General features: G+C 59.1%; 20 protein-coding genes. 16 read left to right on the top strand and 4 right to left on the bottom strand.

Annotated elements, in window-relative coordinates; translation table 11 throughout:
- Nucleotides 1–9: 9 nt before the first annotated feature.
- Complete coding sequence (gene dinI, locus GF111_RS03000; protein ID WP_038875499.1) at nucleotides 10–249, bottom strand: DNA damage-inducible protein I; 240 nt, start codon at nucleotides 247–249, stop codon at nucleotides 10–12.
- Between the two features lie 75 nt (nucleotides 250–324).
- A complete protein-coding gene (gene pyrC / locus GF111_RS02995) occupies nucleotides 325–1,371 on the bottom strand; it encodes a dihydroorotase (protein ID WP_147191017.1) in 1,047 nt (348 codons plus the stop codon).
- A 213-nt stretch (nucleotides 1,372–1,584) separates the two neighbouring features.
- Here pyrC and GF111_RS02990 point away from each other — a divergent pair, with 213 nt between their 5' ends.
- Nucleotides 1,585–1,872: a putative quinol monooxygenase gene (locus GF111_RS02990; RefSeq protein ID WP_015377446.1), complete on the top strand. Its 288-nt coding sequence runs from the start codon at nucleotides 1,585–1,587 to the stop codon at nucleotides 1,870–1,872.
- A 62-nt stretch (nucleotides 1,873–1,934) separates the two neighbouring features.
- On the opposite strand, the gene rne is transcribed toward GF111_RS02990, so the two are convergent.
- On the bottom strand, nucleotides 1,935–5,309 hold the full coding sequence (gene rne / locus GF111_RS02985; protein WP_147191019.1) for a ribonuclease E: 3,375 nt from the start codon (nucleotides 5,307–5,309) through the stop codon (nucleotides 1,935–1,937).
- Between the two features lie 552 nt (nucleotides 5,310–5,861).
- Here rne and rluC point away from each other — a divergent pair.
- Entirely contained in the window at nucleotides 5,862–6,821 is a 960-nt protein-coding gene (gene rluC, locus GF111_RS02980; protein WP_038875510.1) for a 23S rRNA pseudouridine(955/2504/2580) synthase RluC, read from the top strand.
- 6 nt (nucleotides 6,822–6,827) lie between these two features.
- On the opposite strand, the gene GF111_RS02975 is transcribed toward rluC, so the two are convergent.
- Entirely contained in the window at nucleotides 6,828–7,409 is a 582-nt protein-coding gene (locus GF111_RS02975) for a nucleoside triphosphate pyrophosphatase (protein ID WP_094461284.1), read from the bottom strand.
- A 141-nt stretch (nucleotides 7,410–7,550) separates the two neighbouring features.
- Between GF111_RS02975 and yceD the strand changes: the two genes are divergently transcribed.
- The 14 genes from yceD (at nucleotide 7,551) to ptsG (ending at nucleotide 19,861) form a co-directional block, all read left to right on the top strand.
- Entirely contained in the window at nucleotides 7,551–8,072 is a 522-nt protein-coding gene (gene yceD, locus GF111_RS02970) for a 23S rRNA accumulation protein YceD (RefSeq protein ID WP_004927780.1), read from the top strand.
- A gap of 16 nt (nucleotides 8,073–8,088) precedes the next feature.
- The gene (gene rpmF / locus GF111_RS02965; protein ID WP_004927778.1) at nucleotides 8,089–8,256 is read left to right on the top strand and encodes a 50S ribosomal protein L32; all 168 of its coding nucleotides are present in this window, start codon (nucleotides 8,089–8,091) and stop codon (nucleotides 8,254–8,256) included.
- Between the two features lie 11 nt (nucleotides 8,257–8,267).
- On the top strand, nucleotides 8,268–9,302 hold the full coding sequence (gene plsX / locus GF111_RS02960) for a phosphate acyltransferase PlsX (RefSeq protein ID WP_071845251.1): 1,035 nt from the start codon (nucleotides 8,268–8,270) through the stop codon (nucleotides 9,300–9,302).
- Nucleotides 9,303–9,308: 6 nt separating this feature from the next.
- On the top strand, nucleotides 9,309–10,262 hold the full coding sequence (locus GF111_RS02955) for a beta-ketoacyl-ACP synthase III (protein ID WP_025302411.1): 954 nt from the start codon (nucleotides 9,309–9,311) through the stop codon (nucleotides 10,260–10,262).
- A gap of 18 nt (nucleotides 10,263–10,280) precedes the next feature.
- Nucleotides 10,281–11,210 (top strand): ACP S-malonyltransferase, encoded by a 930-nt coding sequence (fabD, locus tag GF111_RS02950; RefSeq protein ID WP_015377451.1) that lies wholly within the window; start codon nucleotides 10,281–10,283, stop codon nucleotides 11,208–11,210.
- Between the two features lie 11 nt (nucleotides 11,211–11,221).
- Nucleotides 11,222–11,956 carry a 3-oxoacyl-ACP reductase FabG gene (gene fabG, locus GF111_RS02945; RefSeq protein WP_016928193.1) on the top strand — a complete coding sequence of 245 codons (735 nt, stop codon included), beginning with the start codon at nucleotides 11,222–11,224 and terminating at the stop codon, nucleotides 11,954–11,956.
- A 154-nt stretch (nucleotides 11,957–12,110) separates the two neighbouring features.
- Nucleotides 12,111–12,347, top strand: coding sequence for an acyl carrier protein (acpP, locus tag GF111_RS02940; protein ID WP_004719003.1), 237 nt, complete (start codon nucleotides 12,111–12,113; stop codon nucleotides 12,345–12,347).
- An 82-nt stretch (nucleotides 12,348–12,429) separates the two neighbouring features.
- On the top strand, nucleotides 12,430–13,671 hold the full coding sequence (fabF, locus tag GF111_RS02935; protein ID WP_038875521.1) for a beta-ketoacyl-ACP synthase II: 1,242 nt from the start codon (nucleotides 12,430–12,432) through the stop codon (nucleotides 13,669–13,671).
- Between the two features lie 145 nt (nucleotides 13,672–13,816).
- Nucleotides 13,817–14,614 carry an aminodeoxychorismate lyase gene (pabC, locus tag GF111_RS02930; protein ID WP_147191021.1) on the top strand — a complete coding sequence of 266 codons (798 nt, stop codon included), beginning with the start codon at nucleotides 13,817–13,819 and terminating at the stop codon, nucleotides 14,612–14,614.
- 13 nt (nucleotides 14,615–14,627) lie between these two features.
- Nucleotides 14,628–15,653: an endolytic transglycosylase MltG gene (mltG, locus tag GF111_RS02925; protein WP_147191023.1), complete on the top strand. Its 1,026-nt coding sequence runs from the start codon at nucleotides 14,628–14,630 to the stop codon at nucleotides 15,651–15,653.
- Complete coding sequence (gene tmk / locus GF111_RS02920; RefSeq protein ID WP_038875525.1) at nucleotides 15,643–16,281, top strand: dTMP kinase; 639 nt, start codon at nucleotides 15,643–15,645, stop codon at nucleotides 16,279–16,281. Before mltG ends, tmk begins: the two co-directional genes overlap by 11 nt.
- Complete coding sequence (gene holB / locus GF111_RS02915) at nucleotides 16,281–17,288, top strand: DNA polymerase III subunit delta' (protein WP_038875527.1); 1,008 nt, start codon at nucleotides 16,281–16,283, stop codon at nucleotides 17,286–17,288. Before tmk ends, holB begins: the two co-directional genes overlap by 1 nt.
- Nucleotides 17,289–17,307: 19 nt before the next feature.
- Nucleotides 17,308–18,084 (top strand): metal-dependent hydrolase, encoded by a 777-nt coding sequence (locus GF111_RS02910; RefSeq protein WP_055317130.1) that lies wholly within the window; start codon nucleotides 17,308–17,310, stop codon nucleotides 18,082–18,084.
- A 343-nt stretch (nucleotides 18,085–18,427) separates the two neighbouring features.
- Nucleotides 18,428–19,861, top strand: coding sequence for a PTS glucose transporter subunit IIBC (gene ptsG, locus GF111_RS02905; protein WP_016928184.1), 1,434 nt, complete (start codon nucleotides 18,428–18,430; stop codon nucleotides 19,859–19,861).
- Nucleotides 19,862–20,023: the final 162 nt, after the last annotated feature.

Here is a 20,023-nt window from a genome sequence, read left to right as displayed (position 1 = left end):
ATTGCAGTGTTATTCTGCGCTGAACCACTCGTCCGCGCTTTCCCAGGTTTCCTGAAGGATTTCCTCGATCAGATCCCGGTCGGTTTTGGCGCCTCCCAGCACGGAGAGGCCGTTGGCGCCGGCATAACGTACCTGCACGACGGCGTCTGGAAACTGGCGATTGACCCGCTTGCCCAGTTCGCCGGTCAGCGCCTCAATGGCACCCGCCGGCAGCGGCCGGGTTTTATCTATAGTGACTTCAACACGCATAATTGCCCCCGAAGCGATTTACTGTTTATTTATACAGTTAACCGCGTGCGGGGGCAAGAGGGCGGAGCAAAAATATCAGTCTTTCAGCGACCAGTTCAGGGTTTCACCGGCCAGGAAGGGGATCACGGATTCATTGCCCAGGGCGATCTCTTCCGGTTGGGTGGTTGGCACGCGCTGCAGCTCGATGAAGTCTTCGTTGAGCGGCAGGCCATAGAAGCGTGGACCGTTGAGCGAGCAGAAGGCTTCAAAGTGCTCCAACGCGCCGAGTTGTTCGAACACGGCAGCGTAAGCCGGGATGGCATTCGGCGCGTTGAAGCAGCCGGCGCAGCCACAGCTGGATTCTTTGCGGTGCTTGAGATGCGGCGCGGAGTCGGTGCCGAGGAAGAAACGATCCGAACCGCTGGCGACCGCCTGACGCAGCGCTTCCTGGTGGACATTGCGCTTGAGGATCGGCAGGCAGAACAGGTGTGGGCGAATGCCGCCCACCAGCATGTGGTTGCGGTTGAACATCAGGTGCTGTGGCGTGATGGTGGCGCCGAGGAAACGATTGCCTGCCTGCACATATTGCGCCGCTTCTTTGGTGGTGATGTGCTCGAAAACGATCTTCAGCTCCGGGAACTGGCGGCGGATAGGTTCCATGACCTGTTCGATAAAGCGCGCCTCGCGGTCGAAAATATCGACGGCAGGATCGGTCACTTCGCCGTGGATCAGCAGCGGCATGCCGATTTTTTGCATCTGTTCGAACAGCGGGTAAATGCCGGTCACGTCGCTGACGCCGTGGCTGGAGTTGGTCGTAGCGTTGGCCGGATACAGCTTGGCGGCGGTAAACGCCCCTTGCTCGAAGCCGTTGACCAGTTCACTGGCGGCCAGGGAGTTGGTCAGGTAGCAGGTCATCAGCGGAGTGAAGTTGTGGCCCTGCGGGACCGCCGCCAGAATGCGATCGCGGTAGGCGCGCGCGGCGGCCACGGTCGTTACGGGGGGAACCAGGTTCGGCATCACGATCGCCCGGCCAAATACCTGGCTGGTATAGGGCACCACCGTTTTCAGCATCTCGTCGTCACGCAGGTGGATATGCCAGTCGTCTGGGCGGCGGATTTTCAGAACTTGAGGTTGTGCGGTCATCTAGCTAGGCTCCGGCGGTCAAATACGTCTAATGAAAAGCGAATAATGGGTTTATTCACGCCGGGGTGTAAGGATAAGCGGAAAGTGCCTGAGATGCATCTGTTTGTTGGCGACAAGTTGAAATCAATAGGGCGGCGGGCGCATAGTGGCAGAGATTTCAACGATGCCGACGCCAATACCGTCGACCTTCATCAAGTGGAAAGGGAGAAAGCAATGGAAGTACGCGTTATCGCCACCCTGCAAGCGAAAGCGGGATTTGAAGCCGCCGTCAGCGAAGCGGTGCACGATATTATCGAGCCGAGCCGCCAGGAGTTGGGCAACCTGCAGTATGATTTGCATCGCGATCTGGAAAAACCGGGTGTCTTCGTGTTCTTTGAGCGTTGGGCCAGCAGTGAAGCGCTGGATAAGCATAATGAGACGGCGCATTTTCAGCAGTTCGTCAGCCGGCTTGACGGCAAGTTGGATGTTTTGGACATCAAGAAACTGAAAAAGATAGCCTGAGCCTTTTTACCGGCAAGAAAAAACCCGCCATCGGCGGGTTTTTTTTAGGGTTGCAGATTAACTCATTCGTTAACCGGCTGCGGCTTGGTGGCCGGCGCGGTCGCCTGGCTCACCGCCGAATGGCCGCCTGCGGAGCCTTTGCCTTCAAAGTTGAAGGAAGGGCGCTGCCAATCGCTGTGCTTGCGTTCTTCCGGCACGTAGGCCGGCGCAGGCGCTTTGGTCATCGGCGCAGTGGCGATGTGTTTGTACAGCACGTCCTGCACGGCTTTCACCGGTGCCGGCTGCTGAGCAACCACAGGCGTAGGTTCCGCGGCGATTGGCGCTGGGGCTTTTTCGACCGGAGCGGCTTCTACGGCGGCTGCCGCAGGTGCGGCTTCTACCACTGGCGTTTCTTCCGCTGGCGTGGCTTCTACCGGTGCAGTTTCGACCACAGGCTTCTCTTCCACCAGCTTGGCTTCAACCACAGGCTCTGCAGTTACGGCTTCAGCTACCGGCTCGGCTTCCACTGCCGGGGCAGTCTCTTCCGCTTTCGGCTCTTCAACTGCGGCAGGTGCCGGTGCGGCTTCCACCGGTGCCGGGGTTTCCTCGGCCGGGGTGGCAACGACCGGTGCCACGGCTGCCGCTTCTTCCGTTACGGTGACGGCTGCAGTTTCAACGGCGGCTTCTGGTGCCGGCTCGTTGACGCTGGCCGCAGCCTGAGTTTCTTCCACGGCAACGCTGTGTTGTTCAACCGCTGCGGCGACAACCGGTGCCGCTGCCTGTTCTACGACTTCGGCCTGCACTTCGGTTTCTTCAACCTGAGCAACCGGGTAGCTTACCCAGACTTTGCCCGACGCCATTTCCGGCGAAGCGAATGCGCCCGCCAGCGGCATTGGGGATTGCAGCGGGTAACGCTCATCACGGTAACGGCGGCGGCGCTGGCCGCTGACGCGCAGGTGACGCGGTGAACGACGGGAGCGACGCGGCATGCCTTCGCCGTTGCCGCGGTTTTCGCCCTGGGCATCGTCTTCCGGCTGAGCGGCAACGGTTTCCGGCAGCAGCTTGACGCTGTCGTCGGCAGTCGGCTGCGCGTCGGCGGCTTTCGCTACCGGCGCTTTCGGCGCCAGCAGTTCTTCCGCTGCACGCTGCAGTTCTTCTTCCGCAGACAGGATGCGCACTTTCTGCGACAGAGGGCGGCGCTGACGGCGCTGCATGTTCTGCTGCTGGCGTTCTTCCTGCTCTTCGTCGGTGCTCTCGATCGTGTCAACGCTTTCCAGCGCTTTCACTTCCTGCTGAGCCTGGCGCTTCTCTTCCTGACGACGACGCTGGCGTTCAGCACGTTGCTCACGACGCTGCTGCTGATCTTCGCGCGGCGCTTTAGCGCTTTCTTCCGAGGCGGTTTCCTCAGCGACCGGTGCGTTCTGCTGCTGGTTGCGGCGGTTACGGCGCTGTTCATCGCGGGATTCACGCGATTCACGGCCTTCACGGTTCTCACGCGGTTCACGGTTGTCGCGCTCGCGATTGTCACGGCCTTCACCGCGCTCTTTACGCTCGCCGCGTTCCGGACGATCGGCACGCTCACCGCGCTCTTTACGGCCGGTGCCTTGACGGCGTTGACCGCGACGATCCTGACGACGGTTTTCACCGTTGCCTTCCGCCTTCGGCGTTTCGGCCGGTTTGGCTTCTTCGACGGCAGGTTGTTCTTCACCGGCGAACAGGCTCTTCAAACCCCCGAACAGGCGGCCCAGGAAGCCCGGCTTGGCGGCGACCGGAGCTGTGGCTTGAGCCTTGGCGGCGGCAGCGGCAGGCTTGGCCACGGCGACAGCTTCTTCAGCCGGCGGCGGCGCATCGGCGGACAGGGAGAAGGAAGCCAGGGCCGGTTGCTCCGGACGCTTGCGTTCCATCGGCGCATCTTCCAGCGGGCGCTCCATGTCTTCTTCATGCAGCTTCGGCAGCAGGTAGCTCAGGGTAGAGGTTTCCTCACCTTTACGCACACGCAGCACCGAGTAGTGCGGGGTTTGCATCTGATCGTTCGGCACGATGACGGCTTTCACGCCGCCCTGGCGTTTTTCGATCGCGCTGACGGATTCGCGCTTTTCGTTCAGCAGGTACGAAGCGACCTGAACCGGCACGATAGCGTGAACTTCTTTGGTGTTTTCCTTCAGCGCTTCTTCTTCGATCAGGCGCAGGATGGACAGCGCCAGCGATTCGTTGTCGCGGATGGTGCCGGTGCCGTTACAGCGTGGGCACACGTGGTGGCTGGACTCGCCCAGCGACGGGCTGAGGCGCTGACGGGACATTTCCAACAGGCCGAAACGGGAAATGCGGCCGATCTGGATGCGCGCACGGTCCTGGCGCACGGCGTCGCGCAGGCGGTTTTCCACTTCGCGCTGGTGGCGAACCGGCGTCATGTCGATGAAGTCGATGACGATCAGGCCGCCAAGGTCACGCAGGCGCAGCTGGCGAGCGATCTCGTCCGCCGCTTCCAGGTTGGTGTTGAACGCCGTCTCTTCGATGTCGCCGCCGCGGGTTGCGCGGGCGGAGTTGATGTCGATGGCGGTCAGCGCTTCGGTGCTGTCGATGACGATCGAACCGCCGGACGGCAGGCGCACTTCACGCTGGAAGGCGGATTCGATCTGCGATTCGATCTGGTAGTGGCTGAACAGAGGGATTTCACCGCTGTACAGTTTAATTTTGCTGCTGAAATCCGGGCGGCCCAGCGCAGCGATGTGCTCTTTGGCCAGATCGAGAATTTTCGGGTTGTCGATCAGGATTTCGCCGATGTCCGGGCGCAGGTAATCGCGGAAGGCGCGCACGATAACGTTGCTTTCCTGGTGGATCAGGAACGGCGCAGGGCGGCCCTCGGCGGCTTTTTTAATCGCTTCCCAGTGCTTGAGACGGAAGGAGAGATCCCACTGCAGCGCGTCGGCGGATTTGCCTACGCCCGCGGTGCGAACGATCAGGCCCATGCCGTCCGGCAGTTGCAACGAGGAGAGCGCTTCTTTCAACTCGGTGCGATCGTCGCCCTCGATGCGGCGGGAAATACCGCCGGCACGCGGGTTGTTCGGCATCAGCACCAGATAGCTGCCCGCGAGGCTGATGAAGGTGGTCAAGGCGGCGCCTTTGTTGCCACGTTCTTCTTTGTCTACCTGAACGATGACTTCCTGGCCTTCGCGCAGCACATCTTTGATGTTCGGGCGGCCATGGGAAGAGTAATTGCTAGGGAAGTATTCGCGGGCGATTTCTTTAAGGGGGAGGAAACCATGTCGTTCTGCGCCGTAGTCCACGAACGCTGCTTCAAGACTTGGTTCAATGCGGGTGATTTTGCCTTTGTAAATATTCGCTTTTTTCTGCTCATGACCCGGACTTTCGATATCCAAATCATACAGCCGCTGTCCATCTACGAGGGCAACACGCAACTCTTCCTGCTGAGTTGCGTTAATCAACATTCTTTTCATCTTAACTTACTCGTTATTTTTACATTATCGACAAAGCTGCGGGCAAAATAACCTCATGGCCGGAGTTAAACCGAAAGCCCCGTGTCTTCTCGCAAAGCCGTCAACCTCACGGTTGTCGCCTGCATAGGGGCGCATTATCTCGGTAAGCCTGCTTTTCTTTGTGAAAGACAGCACTTTTACTAGGGGAATAGCCTCTGATTTACGTCGACAGATCTGATTCCATTTGCCGGCCAAGCTGCAACCCGCAGCCCGCTAATTGTTTGATTTCGCATTACGTCTTACGCCATTGCTGCGTTTTTGCGCGATCAGACAAATTTTATAATCCCACCGTTTTCCCTGTTTAACGGGAATCAACGCGGAAAGTAACTGCATTATTCCACTGCTGATGCCGTTATAGCAAGGTGACTTTTCCTTAACTGCGGAAGAAATCGCAAACGTTCAAATCGGCTTGCTGCCTTATTGTCCGCTGGGGTTTCGCCCGCCGTTAGAGAGACAGTTAAGCACAGAAAAAGATGTGGCGCTATTCACGCGCTCTATTTAGAATCCCGCACCATGAAAACGAACAATCCAGCAGTACAATTCATCACGATTTCCGACGACGAAGCCGGTCAGAGAATCGACAACTTTCTGCTCGCTCGCCTGAAAGGCGTGCCGAAGAGCATGATTTATCGCATCGTGCGTAAGGGCGAGGTGCGGGTCAATAAAGGACGCATCAAGGTCGAATACAAATTGGCGGCCGGCGACGTGGTGCGCGTGCCGCCGGTGCGGGTGGCCGAACGCGAAGAGACGCCGGTGTCCGCCAAGCTGGATAAGGTAGCCGCACTGGCAGACTGCATCCTTTATGAAGACGACCACCTCCTGATCCTCAACAAGCCCTCCGGCACCGCGGTGCATGGCGGCAGCGGCCTGAGCTTCGGCGTGATCGAAGGGCTGCGCGCGCTGCGCCCGGAAGCCCGTTTCCTCGAGCTGGTGCACCGTCTGGATCGCGACACCTCCGGCGTGCTGCTGGTGGCCAAGAAGCGCTCCGCGCTGCGCTCGCTGCACGAACAGCTGCGGCTGAAGGGCATGCAGAAGGATTATCTGGCGCTGGTGCGCGGCCAGTGGCAATCCCACTGCAAGGCCGTACAGGCGCCGCTGCTGAAAAACATTCTGCAAAGCGGTGAGCGCATCGTGCGCGTCAGCAGCGAAGGCAAGCCTTCGGAAACCCGCTTCAAGGTGGAAGAGCGTTACGAATTCGCCACCCTGGTGAAGGCCAGCCCGATCACCGGGCGCACTCACCAGATCCGCGTGCACACGCTGCATGCCGGGCATCCGATCGCCTTTGACGATCGCTATGGCGACCGCGAGTTCGATCGCCAGCTGGCGGGTACCGGCCTGAAGCGGCTGTTCCTGCACGCTGCGGCGCTGCGCTTCGAGCATCCCTCCACCGGCGAAACGATGCGCATCGAAGCGCCGATGGACGAAGAGCTGCGCCACTGCCTGCAGGTGCTGCGCCGGCAGGCGGCCAAGTAATCCGCGTCAGACCAGCGGGTTGATGCCCTCAGCCCGCAACATCTCCAACAGCGCGATCAACGGCAGGCCGATCAGGGCGTTCGGGTCCCGGCCTTCCAGCCTGTCAAACAGCGCGATCCCCAATCCCTCACTCTTGAAACTGCCTGCGCAGTTCAGCGGTTGCTCCATGCGAACATAGGCAGCGATCTCCGTTTCGCTCAGCGCGCGAAAATGCACGTGGAACGGCTCACACAGGGCCTGCAGCTGCTTGCTGCGCCCGTTGTACAGCGCCAGGCCGGTATAAAAAGTCACGGCCTGGCCGGCGGCCTGGCGCAGCTGCGCCCGGGCGTTCTCCTCGGTATGGGGCTTGCCGGTGATGTTGCCATCGATCACGCAGACCTGATCGGAGCCGATGATCAGATGATCGGGATAGGCGAGGGCCAGCGCCTGCGCCTTCGCCGCCGCCAGGCGCAGCACCAGCGCTTCGGCGCTTTCGCCCGGCAGTGGGGTTTCATCCACCTCGGGTGCGGCACAGTCGAAGGGCAGCTGCAGCTTCTCCAGCAGCATTTTTCGATAGGGGGAGGTGGAGGCTAAAAGCAATCTCTGCATAATTTTTTTCGCAAACCGTAGCGTAAATGGGTACGGCATTTTAAACTGTCGGCCGCTGTGGAAGCGAATATTGGTGAAAGGAGCCGTTTTACGGCCTTTTTCTTTGACTCTATGTCGTTACAAAGTTAATATGCGCGCCCTATGCAAAAGGTAAAATTACCCTTGACCATTGATGCGGTACGTACCGCTCAGAAACGCCTGGACTATGCTGGTGTCTATGCGCCTGAGCAGGTTACGCGTGTTGCCGACTCCGTGGTCAGTGTGGACAGTGATGTCGAGGTGTCGTTGTCGTTCAATATCGACAATCAGCGCCTCGCGGTGATAACAGGGCATGCGGACGTCACGGTAACGTTGATGTGCCAACGCTGTGGAGTCCCGTTCGAACATCAGGTTCACACAACATATTGTTTTAGCCCGGTCGTCAATGATGAGCAGGCTGAGGCATTACCGGAAGCGTACGAACCGATCGAAGTTGACGAGTTTGGCGAAGTCGATCTGTTGGCAATGATTGAAGACGAAATTATTCTTTCACTGCCTGTCGTTCCGGTACATGAATCTGAACACTGTGAAGTGTCCGAAGCGGACATGGTATTCGGCCAACTGCCTCCCGAGGCGGAGAAACCGAATCCGTTTGCCGTATTAGCCAGTTTAAAGCGTAAGTAATTGAGGAGTAAGGTCCATGGCCGTACAACAGAATAAACCAACCCGTTCCAAGCGTGGCATGCGTCGTTCTCACGATGCTCTGACCACGACTACTCTGTCTGTAGACAAAGTATCCGGTGAAACTCACCGTCGTCACCACATCACTGCCGACGGTTTCTACCGCGGTCGCAAGGTTATCGGCTAAGTAGCGATACCTTGACTCGTCTAACCCTGGCGTTAGATGCAATGGGCGGGGACTTCGGTCCCTGCGTCACAGTGCCTGCTTCGTTGCAGGCACTGGCCTCTAATTTACAGCTTCATCTCCTGCTGGTCGGCAATCCCGACGTCATCTCCCCTTTGCTTGCCCACGCCGATCCGGTTCTTCTGGAGCGTCTGCAAGTCGTGCCCGCCGAGTCCGTGATCGCCGGCGACGCCAAACCTTCACAAGCGATACGCGCCAGCCGCGGCACGTCGATGCGCATTGCGCTCGAGCAGCTCAGCAGCGGAAACGCGCAAGGCTGCGTCAGCGCCGGCAATACCGGTGCGCTGATGGGATTGGCGAAGCTGTTGGTCAAGCCGCTGGAGGGCATCGAACGCCCGGCGCTGATGACGGCGATCCCGAATCAGCAACGCAGTAAAACCGTGGTGCTGGATCTGGGCGCCAACGTTGAGTGCGACAGTACCATGCTGGTGCAGTTTGCCGTGATGGGTGCGGTGATGGCGGAAGAGGTGATCGGCATTGCGCAACCGCGGGTGGCGCTGCTGAATATTGGCGAAGAAGAGACCAAAGGCCTGGATAATATCCGCGAAGCGGCCGCTGTGCTAAAAAATACTCCGGCAATCAACTATATTGGTTACCTGGAAGGAAACGAACTGCTCACCGGCAAGACCGACGTGTTGGTTTGCGATGGCTTCGTGGGCAACGTCACCCTGAAAACCATGGAAGGGGTGGTCAGGGTGTTCTTATCGCTGCTGAAATCGTCCGGCGACGGAAACAAGCAAGCGTGGTGGCTGAAATTGTTGGGCCGTTGGTTGCAAAAACGGGTGGTTAAGCGGTTCGGCCACCTGAACCCCGACCAGTATAATGGCGCATGTCTGTTAGGATTGCGCAGCACCGTAGTCAAGAGCCACGGCGCTGCGAACCCTCACGCGTTTGCAGTCGCAATCGAACAGGCTGTGCAGGCGGTGCAGCGGCAAGTCCCGGAAAGGATTGCTGCGCGCCTTGAGGCTGTATTACCTAAGAGTGACTGATCGTACATGTATACAAAGATTCTCGGTACGGGGAGTTATTTGCCCGTACAAGTGCGCACCAATGCTGATTTGGAAAAAATGGTGGATACCTCTGACGAGTGGATCGTCACGCGTACCGGTATCCGCGAACGTCGCATCGCCGCTGCGGATGAAACCGTTGCGACGATGAGCTTCCAGGCCGCTGAGAAAGCGCTGGAAATGGCAGGTGTGGCTAAAGAAGACATTGGGCTGATCGTCGTGGCGACCACCACGACCACTCACGCGTTCCCGAGCGCGGCGTGCCTGGTGCAGCAAATGCTTGGCATCAAAGACTGCGCGGCGTTCGATCTGGCTGCGGCCTGCGCCGGCTTTACTTACGCGCTCAGCGTGGCCGATCAGTACGTGAAAAACGGTGCGGTCAAACATGCGCTGGTTATCGGCGCGGACGTCTTGTCGCGCACGCTGGATCCTGAAGATCGCGGCACCATCATTCTGTTTGGCGATGGCGCAGGGGCGGTGGTGCTGGGGGCTTCTGAAGCGCCGGGCATTCTGTCTACCCATCTGCATGCCGACGGCAGCTACGGCAACCTGCTGACGCTGCCGTACAAGGATCGTCAGAATCAAGACAAGCCGGCCTATGTCACCATGGCGGGCAACGAAGTCTTCAAGGTTGCGGTTACCGAGCTGGCGCGTATCGTCGATGAGACGTTGCAGGCCAACAATATGGACCGCAGCGAGCTGGATTGGCTGGTACCGCACCAGGCCAACCTGCGCATCATCAGCGCAACGGCGAAAAAACTGGGCATGGGAATGGACAAAGTGGTGGTGACGCTCGATCGTCACGGCAACACCTCTGCCGCCTCGGTGCCTTCCGCACTGGACGAAGCCGTGCGCGACGGGCGAATTCAGCGTGGCCAACTGGTGCTGCTGGAGGCCTTCGGCGGCGGCTTTACCTGGGGCTCGGCGCTGGTTCGTTTCTGATTTGGACAGGAAGAAAAAATGACGCAATTTGCTTTTGTTTTCCCGGGCCAGGGGTCACAGACCGTTGGCATGCTGGCCGAATTGGCCGCACAGTTCCCGATCGTTGAAGAAACCTTCGGCGAGGCCTCTTCCGCCCTGGGTTACGACCTGTGGCAGCTGGTGCAGCAAGGCCCGGCGGAAGAACTGAACAAAACCTGGCAGACCCAACCGGCTCTGCTGGCCGCCTCGGTGGCGATTTTCCGCGTTTGGCAGCAGCAGGGCGGTAAAGCGCCTGCGCTGATGGCGGGTCACAGCCTGGGCGAATACTCGGCGCTGGTCTGCGCCGGCGTGCTGGACTTCAAGGCGGCGATCCGTCTGGTCGAGCTGCGCGGCAAGCTGATGCAGGAAGCGGTGCCGGAAGGCACCGGCGCGATGTATGCCATCATCGGTCTGGACAACGACGCGATCGCCAAAGCGTGTGAAGAGTCTGCGCAAGGGCAGGTGGTTTCTCCGGTCAACTTCAACTCGCCGGGCCAGGTGGTCATCGCCGGCAACAAAGAAGCGGTTGAGCGCGCAGGCGCCGCCTGCAAAGCCGCCGGCGCCAAACGTGCGCTGCCGCTGCCGGTGAGCGTGCCTTCGCACTGCGCGCTGATGAAGCCGGCCGCCGACAAGCTGGCCGTGGCGCTGCAGGACATCACCTTCAACGCGCCGCAGGTGCCGGTGGTGAACAACGTCGACGTGCGCACCGAAAACGATCCGGAAGCGATTCGCAGCGCGCTGGTGCGTCAGCTGTACAGCCCGGTACGTTGGACCGAGAGCGTAGAATTTATCGCAGCACAGGGAGTGACGTCGCTGCTGGAAGTGGGGCCGGGCAAAGTGCTGACCGGCCTGACTAAACGTATTGTTGACACCCTGACGGCTGCGGCGGTGAACGACACCGCCAGCCTGTCGGCGGCGCTTGAACAATAAAGAGGAAAATGATGAGCTTCGAAGGTAAAATCGTTCTGGTCACCGGCGCGAGCCGCGGTATTGGCCGAGCTATTGCAGAAACGTTTGTGGCACGCGGCGCCAAAGTGATCGGCACCGCGACCAGCGAGAGCGGCGCTGAAGCGATCAGCAGCTACCTGGGCGCAAACGGCAAAGGGTTTATGTTGAACGTTGTTGATGCGCAATCTATCGACAGCGTGCTGGCATCGATTCGCGCCGAATTTGGCGAAATCGACATTTTAGTGAATAATGCCGGCATCACGCGTGATAACCTGCTGATGCGTATGAAGGATGACGAGTGGGAGGATATCCTCGACACCAACCTGACTTCCGTATTCCGCCTGTCAAAAGCGGTAATGCGCGCTATGATGAAAAAGCGGTTTGGCCGTATCATCACCATCGGTTCCGTTGTCGGCACCATGGGGAACGCAGGGCAGGCGAATTACGCGGCGGCTAAAGCCGGTCTGATTGGTTTTAGCAAATCTTTGGCACGTGAAGTTGCTTCGCGTGGCATTACGGTCAACGTCGTGGCACCTGGCTTTATTGAGACGGACATGACACGGGCGTTGACAGATGATCAACGCGCAGGCATTTTGTCATCAGTTCCAGCCAACCGGCTGGGCGATGCTAAAGAAATCGCCAGCGCTGTTGCATTTTTGGCCTCTGATGAGGCCGGCTATATCACCGGTGAAACGTTACATGTCAATGGCGGCATGTACATGATTTAAAAAATGTGAAAACCATTTGCGTTATTTGAGGCAAAAACCGCAAAATAGCGTAAAATCGTGGTTTGACCAGCCGGGATTTAGTTGCATCTTTTTCAGCATTTTATACACTACGAAAACCATCGCGAAAGCGAGTTTTGATAGGAAATTTAAGAGTATGAGCACTATCGAAGAACGCGTTAAGAAAATCATTGTTGAGCAACTGGGTGTTAAACAGGAAGAAGTTTTGAACAACGCTTCTTTCGTTGAAGATCTGGGCGCTGATTCTCTTGACACCGTTGAGCTGGTAATGGCACTGGAAGAAGAATTCGACACCGAGATTCCAGACGAAGAAGCTGAGAAGATCACTACTGTTCAGGCAGCTATTGATTTCATCAACGCTAGCCAGCAGTAAGAGAACATATCTAGGCGGTCGTTCGACCGCCTAAGTTTTTTCTATCCCTAGTGTCATATTTTTCCCTCCCTGGAGGACAAACGTGTCTAAGCGTCGAGTAGTTGTGACCGGACTGGGCATGTTGTCTCCTGTCGGCAATACGGTAGAGTCCACGTGGAACGCTCTTCTTGCCGGTCAGAGTGGCATCAGCCTGATCGATCATTTCGATACCACTGCCTATGCGACCAAGTTTGCTGGCCTGGTAAAGAATTTTAATTCTGAGGATTTCATCTCTCGCAAAGATGCGCGCAAGATGGACGCCTTTATCCAGTACGGTATCGCTGCCGGCATGCAAGCCATGCAGGATGCAGGTCTGGACATCACCGAGGCTAACGCCAGCCGCATTGGAGCCGCGATCGGTTCCGGCATCGGCGGCCTGGGTTTGATCGAAGAAAACCACAGTTCACTGGTTAACGGTGGCCCACGGAAAATCAGTCCGTTCTTCGTGCCATCCACCATCGTGAATATGATTGCAGGCCACCTGACAATCATGTACGGCATGCGTGGCCCAAGCATTTCCATTGCCACCGCCTGTACTTCAGGTGTGCACAACATCGGCCATGCGGCGCGTATCATTGCTTACAATGATGCTGACGTGATGCTGGCCGGTGGGGCAGAGAAAGCCAGCACCCCATTGGGCGTCGGCGGCTTTGGCGCAGCGCGCGCCCTGTCCACCCGTAATGACAACCCGCAGGCGGCGAGCCGTCCGTGGGATAAAGACCGTGACGGCTTCGTGCTGGGCGACGGCGCCGGCATGATGGTGCTGGAAGAGTACGAGCACGCGAAAAAACGCGGCGCGAAAATCTACGCCGAAGTGGTGGGCTTTGGGATGAGCAGCGATGCTTATCACATGACGTCACCGCCGGAAAACGGCGCGGGCGCTGCGCTGGCGATGGAAAATGCCCTGCTTGACGCCGGTGTGACCCCGTCACAAATCGGCTACATCAATGCGCATGGCACCTCTACGCCGGCGGGTGACCAGGCGGAAGCGCAGGCGGTGAAATCCGTCTTCGGCGCCGATGCCCACAGCGTGCTGGTGAGCTCGACCAAATCGATGACTGGCCACCTGTTGGGTGCGGCAGGCGCGATCGAGTCTATCTTCACCGTGCTGGCGCTGCGCGATCAGGCGGTACCGCCAACCATCAACCTGGATAACCCGGATGAAGGTTGCGATCTGGACTTCGTGCCTCACGAAGCGCGCCAGGTCAGCGATATGGAGTTCACCCTGTGTAACTCCTTCGGCTTCGGCGGCACCAACGGCTCGCTGATCTTCCGCCGAGTGTAACTCGCGCTGCGGATAGCTGACGAAAAGCCCGGTTTTTTAACCGGGCTTTTTTACGCCTGCCGTTTGGCCGCTGGCGGGGCTGCGTATCGTCTCGCCGCCTGCTATCCTGCGAGCGTAATGAAATAACCCGGCAACAGGAGGAAGCATGTACTGGATTAACGGACAGCGCCACGATGCGCTGGCGCCGAGCGATCGTGGCCTGCAGTTCGGCGATGGCTGCTTTACTACCGCCCGGGTTATCGACGGTAAAATCGAGCTGCTGCCCTGGCATCTGGAGCGGTTGCAGCAAGCGGCGCAGCGGCTGATGCTGCCTGCCACCGATTGGCTGGCTTTCGAGCGGGAGATGGCGCTGGCGGCCGAATCAATTCCGCTCGGCGTGGTCAAAGCGATACTGACGCGCGGCAGCGGCGGGCGGGGTTACAGCCCGACGGGGTGCGAAAATCCGACGCGTATCGTCGCCCGCAGCAGCTACCCTGCGCACTATTTGCAGTGGCGCGAGCAGGGCATCACGCTTGCGCTCAGCCCGGTGGCGCTGGCGCGCAATCCGTTGCTGGCGGGGTTGAAGCATTTGAACCGCCTGGAGCAGGTGCTGATCCGCGCGCATCTTGACCAGACGGCCGCCGACGAGGCGCTGGTGCTTGACACTGCCGGTATGCTGGTGGAATGCTGTGCGGCTAATTTGTTCTGGCGTAAGGGAAACGCGGTATTTACCCCGGATCTGAGCCAGGCCGGCGTCGCGGGCCTGATGCGGCGGCGGGTGATCGCGCTGCTGGCGGGCTCGGAATACCGTCTGCACTGCGTCAGTGAACCGCTGGAGACGCTGGCCGATGCCGACGAAGTGCTGGTGAGCAATTCGCTGATGCCGCTGCTGCCGGTAAACGCTGCGCAATCATGGCGTTATGCTTCGCGCCAGCTGTATGATTTTTTGCGTCCACACTGTTAACCATGGCTGATTAATGAAGAAAAAAAAGCTGAAGGTCCTGTCTGTTATTGTTGTTCTGGTATTGGCGCTGCTGTTTTGGGGCTACCAGAAGATCGAACGCTTTGCCGATACGCCGCTGGCTATCCAGCAAGAAACCATCTTCAAACTGCCGGCCGGCACCGGCCGGGTAGCGCTGGAAGGGCTACTGGTACGCGATAAACTGGTACGCAACGGGCGCTGGTTCCAGTGGCTGCTGAAGCTGGAGCCGGAGTTGGCGGAGTTTAAAGCCGGTACCTACCGGTTCACGCCGGGCATGACGGTGCGCCAGATGCTGAAACTGTTGGCCAGCGGCAAAGAGGCGCAGTTCACCGCACGCTTTATCGAAGGCTCACGCCTGCGTGACTGGCAGCAGGTGCTGCAGCAGTCCAAATACCTGAAACACACCCTGGCGGGTAAGAGTGAGGCGGAGATTGCCGCAGCGCTCGGCATTCCTGCGGGAGAAACGCCGGAAGGGCATTTGTACCCGGATACCTATCAGTATACCGCCGGCATGAGCGACATCGCGCTGCTCAAACGCGCACACGTGCGCATGAACAAAGCGCTGCAGGCCGCCTGGGCCGGCCGCGACACCAGCCTGCCGTATAAAACGCCGGAAGACCTGCTGACCATGGCCTCGATCGTCGAGAAAGAGACCGCAGTGCCGGAAGAGCGCAGCAAGGTAGCGTCGGTGTTCGTCAACCGCTTGCGCATCGGCATGCGTCTGCAGACCGATCCGACGGTGATCTACGGCATGGGCGAAAGCTATAATGGCAACATCACGCGCAAGGATCTGGAGACGCCGACGCCGTACAACACCTATGTGATCGCCGGCCTGCCGCCAACGCCGATCGCCATGCCGGGTGAGGCCTCGCTGCAGGCGGCCGCCAATCCGGCCAAAACGCCTTATCTCTATTTTGTCGCCGACGGCAAGGGTGGGCATACCTTCACCACCAATCTGGCGAGCCATAACCAGGCGGTGCGCGTGTACCGTCAGGCGTTAAAGGAAAAGAATGAAAAGTAAATTCGTTGTTATCGAAGGGCTGGAAGGCGCGGGTAAAACCACCGCGCGCGATACGGTGGTCAATGTGCTGCGCGAACACGGCGTCAGCGACATCGTCTTCACCCGCGAGCCGGGCGGCACGCCGCTGGCGGAGAAGCTGCGCGATCTGTTCAAGCGCGGCATCGACGGCGAATTGCCGACCATCAAGGCCGAAGTATTGATGCTGTACGCCGCGCGCGTGCAGCTGGTGGAAACCGTGATCAAACCGGCCCTGGCGCGCGGCGCCTGGGTGGTGGGCGATCGCCACGATCTCTCTTCACAGGCTTACCAGGGCGGCGGCCGCGGCGTGGATCCGCAGCTGATGAGCTCGCTGCGCGACACCGTGCTGGGGGATTTTCGCCCGGATTTGACGGTGTATCTCGATCTGCCGCCGTTGGTCGGCCTGCAACGCGCACAGGCGCGCGGTCAGTTGGATCGTATCGAACAGGAGGCGCTGCCGTTCTTCGAGCGCACCCGCGCTCGCTATCTCGAGCTGGCGGCGCAGGATAAAACCATCGTCACCGTCGACGCCGCCCAGCCGCTGGAGCTGGTGACCGCGGCGATCCGCTGCTGCCTCGGCCACTGGCTGCGGCAGCAGGAAGGCGCATAATGAACTGGTACCCGTGGCTGAACGGCCCTTATCGCCAGCTGGTTGGGCAGTACGCCGACGGCCGCGGCCATCATGCGCTGCTGCTGCACGCGGCAACGGGCAACGGTGACGACGCGCTGGCCTACGGCCTGAGCCGCTGGTTGATCTGCCAGCAGCGCAACGGTGAAAAAAGCTGCGGCGAGTGCCACAGCTGCCGGCTGATGCTGGCGGGCAACCACCCGGATTATCACGTGCTGGCGCCGGAAAAGGGCAAGAGCAGCCTGGGCATTGAGCCGATCCGTCAGGTGATTGAAACGCTGTACGCCCACGCGCAGCAGGGCGGCGCTAAAGTGATTTGGCTGCCGCAGGCGGAACAGCTGACCGAGGCGGCGGCCAACGCGCTGCTTAAAACGCTGGAAGAGCCGCCGGAGAAAACCTATTTTCTGCTGGGTTGCCGTGAGCCGTCGCGCCTGATGGCGACGCTGCGCAGCCGCTGCCTGTACTGGCATTTGGCGAGCCCGGATGAGCAGCTCAGCCTGCAGTGGCTGGGCCGACAGGCGGCCGGCTCTCAGACGGACCGCCTCACGGCGCTGCGCCTTCACGACGGTGCGCCGCTGGCCGCCGAACAGCTGTTGCAGCCGCAGCAGTGGCAACAGCGCAGCACCCTGTGCGCCGCGTTGAGCGCCGCGCTGCCGCAGCGCGATATGCTGTCGCTGCTGCCGGTGTTGAATCATGAAGACGTCGCCGAGCGCCTGCACTGGCTGTGCGCGCTGCTGGTGGACGCGATGAAGTGGCAGCAGGGCGCGCATCAGTATGTATTGAATCAGGATCAGCAGCCGCTGGTGCATCAGCTGGCCAGCCTGCTGAGCAGCGCCTCGCTGCAGCAGATCGTGCAGCAGTGGCTGAACTGCCGCCATCAGCTGCTCAGCGTGGTGGGCGTCAATCGTGAGCTGCTGCTGACCGAACAGTTACTTCGCTGGGAACAGATGCTCGGCGCCGCCGGCTATTCCCACCCTCATTCGCTGTAAAGTAAAAGAGTTAAACATTATGTTGTTAGTCGATTCTCATTGCCACCTTGACAGTCTGGATTATCAAACGCTGCACCAGAATGTGGACGATGCGCTGGCCAAGGCCAAAGCGTGCGACGTCGGCTATGTGCTGGCGGTCGCTACCACGCTGCCGGGCTACCGTTCCATGACCGAGCTGATCGGTGAGCGCAACGACGTGGCCTTCTCCTGTGGGGTGCATCCGCTCAATCTGGAAGAGGGGTATGATTACGCCGAGCTGCGCCGCCTGGCGGCGGCGGAACAGGTGGTAGCGCTGGGAGAAACCGGGCTCGATTACTTCTACCAGAAAGACAATCTTGAGCTGCAGCAGGACTCTTTCCGCGAACATATCCGCATCGGCCGGGATCTGAACAAGCCGGTGATCGTCCACACCCGCGATGCGCGCGCGGATACGCTGGCGATCCTGCGTGAAGAGAACGCACAGGACTGCGGCGGCGTACTCCACTGCTTCACTGAAGATCTGGCCACGGCCGAAGCTCTGCTGGATCTGGGCTTTTACATCTCCTTCTCGGGCATCGTGACCTTCCGCAACGCTGAACAGCTGCGTGAGGTGGCCCGCTATGTGCCGCTGGATCGCATTCTGGTGGAAACCGATTCGCCTTACCTGGCGCCGGTGCCGCATCGTGGCAAAGAAAACCAACCCGCCTATGTGCGCGATGTGGCTGAATACATGGCGGTATTGAAGGGCGTCAGCCTGGAGCAACTGGCCGAAGCCACCACCGCCAACTTTTCACGTTTATTTCACCTCGAACTGTGATCTTTGACCTAGGCTATAGCTGTAGGTCATTGTCTGCGTAATTTTTTTTAAGCTCGTAATTAATCACTGAAACGGGTAAGGTTCCCTCCCGTTTCAGGGTGATTGATGCATGTTTTTTGGTCAGTTTTGCCAAAAAACAGCCGGTTTATGCAAAGTTACTGCGGCTCGATCATCGAAACGTGATTGTCATCAAACATTGCGCAGGCTATTTATTTTACTCTGCGTAATAAATTCAAGGGGTGCTCAGACACCCTGAATTGCAGGGGTTTTTCTCCCCCCCTTGCAGCGCGAATTATCGCGACAAGAAGTAGCAAAGCATTATTACTCAGGAGCACACTCAACTATGTTCAAGAACGCATTTGCAAACCTGCAAAAAGTAGGTAAATCGCTCATGCTGCCGGTGTCCGTGTTGCCTATCGCAGGTATCCTGCTGGGCGTCGGCTCCGCCAACTTTAGCTGGCTACCTGCGGTAGTCTCCCACGTGATGGCGGAAGCGGGCGGTTCGGTCTTCGCCAACATGCCGCTGATTTTCGCCATCGGCGTCGCCCTGGGCTTCACCAACAACGACGGCGTTTCTGCGCTGGCGGCGGTGGTGGCCTACGGCATCATGGTGAAAACCATGGCGGTGGTTGCGCCGCTGGTGCTGCACCTGCCGGCTGAAGAGATTGCGGCCAAGCACCTGGCGGATACCGGTGTGCTCGGGGGGATTATCTCCGGTGCCATCGCGGCCTATATGTTCAACCGCTTCTTCCGCATTCAACTGCCGGAATACCTGGGCTTCTTTGCCGGTAAGCGTTTCGTGCCGATCATTTCCGGTCTGGCGGCGATCGTTCTGGGCGTAGTACTGTCCTTCATCTGGCCGCCGATCGGTACGGCTATCCAGACCTTCTCGCAGTGGGCGGCTTATCAGAACCCGGTCGTGGCCTTCGGCATTTACGGTGTGGTTGAGCGTGCTTTGGTGCCGTTCGGTCTGCACCACATCTGGAACGTACCGTTCCAAATGCAAATTGGTGAATTCACCAACGCGGCGGGCCAGGTATTCCACGGCGACATCCCTCGCTACATGGCGGGTGACCCAACCGCGGGCAAACTGTCCGGCGGCTTCCTGTTCAAAATGTACGGTCTGCCTGCTGCGGCCATCGCCATCTGGCACTCGGCCAAGCCGGAAAACCGCGCGAAAGTCGGCGGCATCATGATCTCCGCCGCGTTGACCTCGTTCCTGACCGGTATCACCGAGCCGATCGAGTTCTCCTTCATGTTTGTCGCGCCGATCCTGTACGTGATCCACGCTATCCTGGCCGGCCTGGCGTTCCCAATCTGCATCCTGTTGGGCATGCGTGACGGCACCAGCTTCTCGCACGGCCTGATCGACTTTATCGTACTGAGCGGCAACAGCAGCAAAATCTGGCTGTTCCCGATCGTCGGCATCGTCTACGGTCTGGTGTACTACACCATCTTCCGCGTGCTGATCGCCAAGCTGGATCTGAAAACCCCGGGCCGTGAAGACACCGCTGCCGAGCAGACTGCGCAGGGCGGTTCCGAAATGTCCGCGGCGCTGGTTCAGGCCTTCGGCGGTAAAGAAAACATCACTAACCTGGATGCTTGCATCACCCGTCTGCGCGTCAGCGTGGCCGACGTGTCCAAAGTTGACCAGGCGGGCCTGAAGAAACTGGGCGCAGCGGGCGTAGTCGTCGCTGGCTCCGGCGTGCAGGCCATCTTCGGCACCAAGTCCGACAACCTGAAAACCGATATGGACGAATACATCCGTAATCACTGATTCAGGCAGGGGAGTTACCAAGGGAGGCGAAAGCCTCCCTTTTTTCAAGGTCCAAAGTAGAACGAACCCGCGCCAGAGCAGGTCTGTAATGGATGAGATCGAATTATTGTGCAAAACTGCGCGGGATTTCGCTTCGCCGTTAAACCGACTTAAGATTGTTGC

Origin of the sequence: Serratia sp. HRI, assembly GCF_010119335.3 — a bacterium.
GTDB lineage: Bacteria > Pseudomonadota > Gammaproteobacteria > Enterobacterales > Enterobacteriaceae > Serratia > Serratia nevei.
This window is presented reverse-complemented; position numbering and strand designations above follow the sequence as displayed.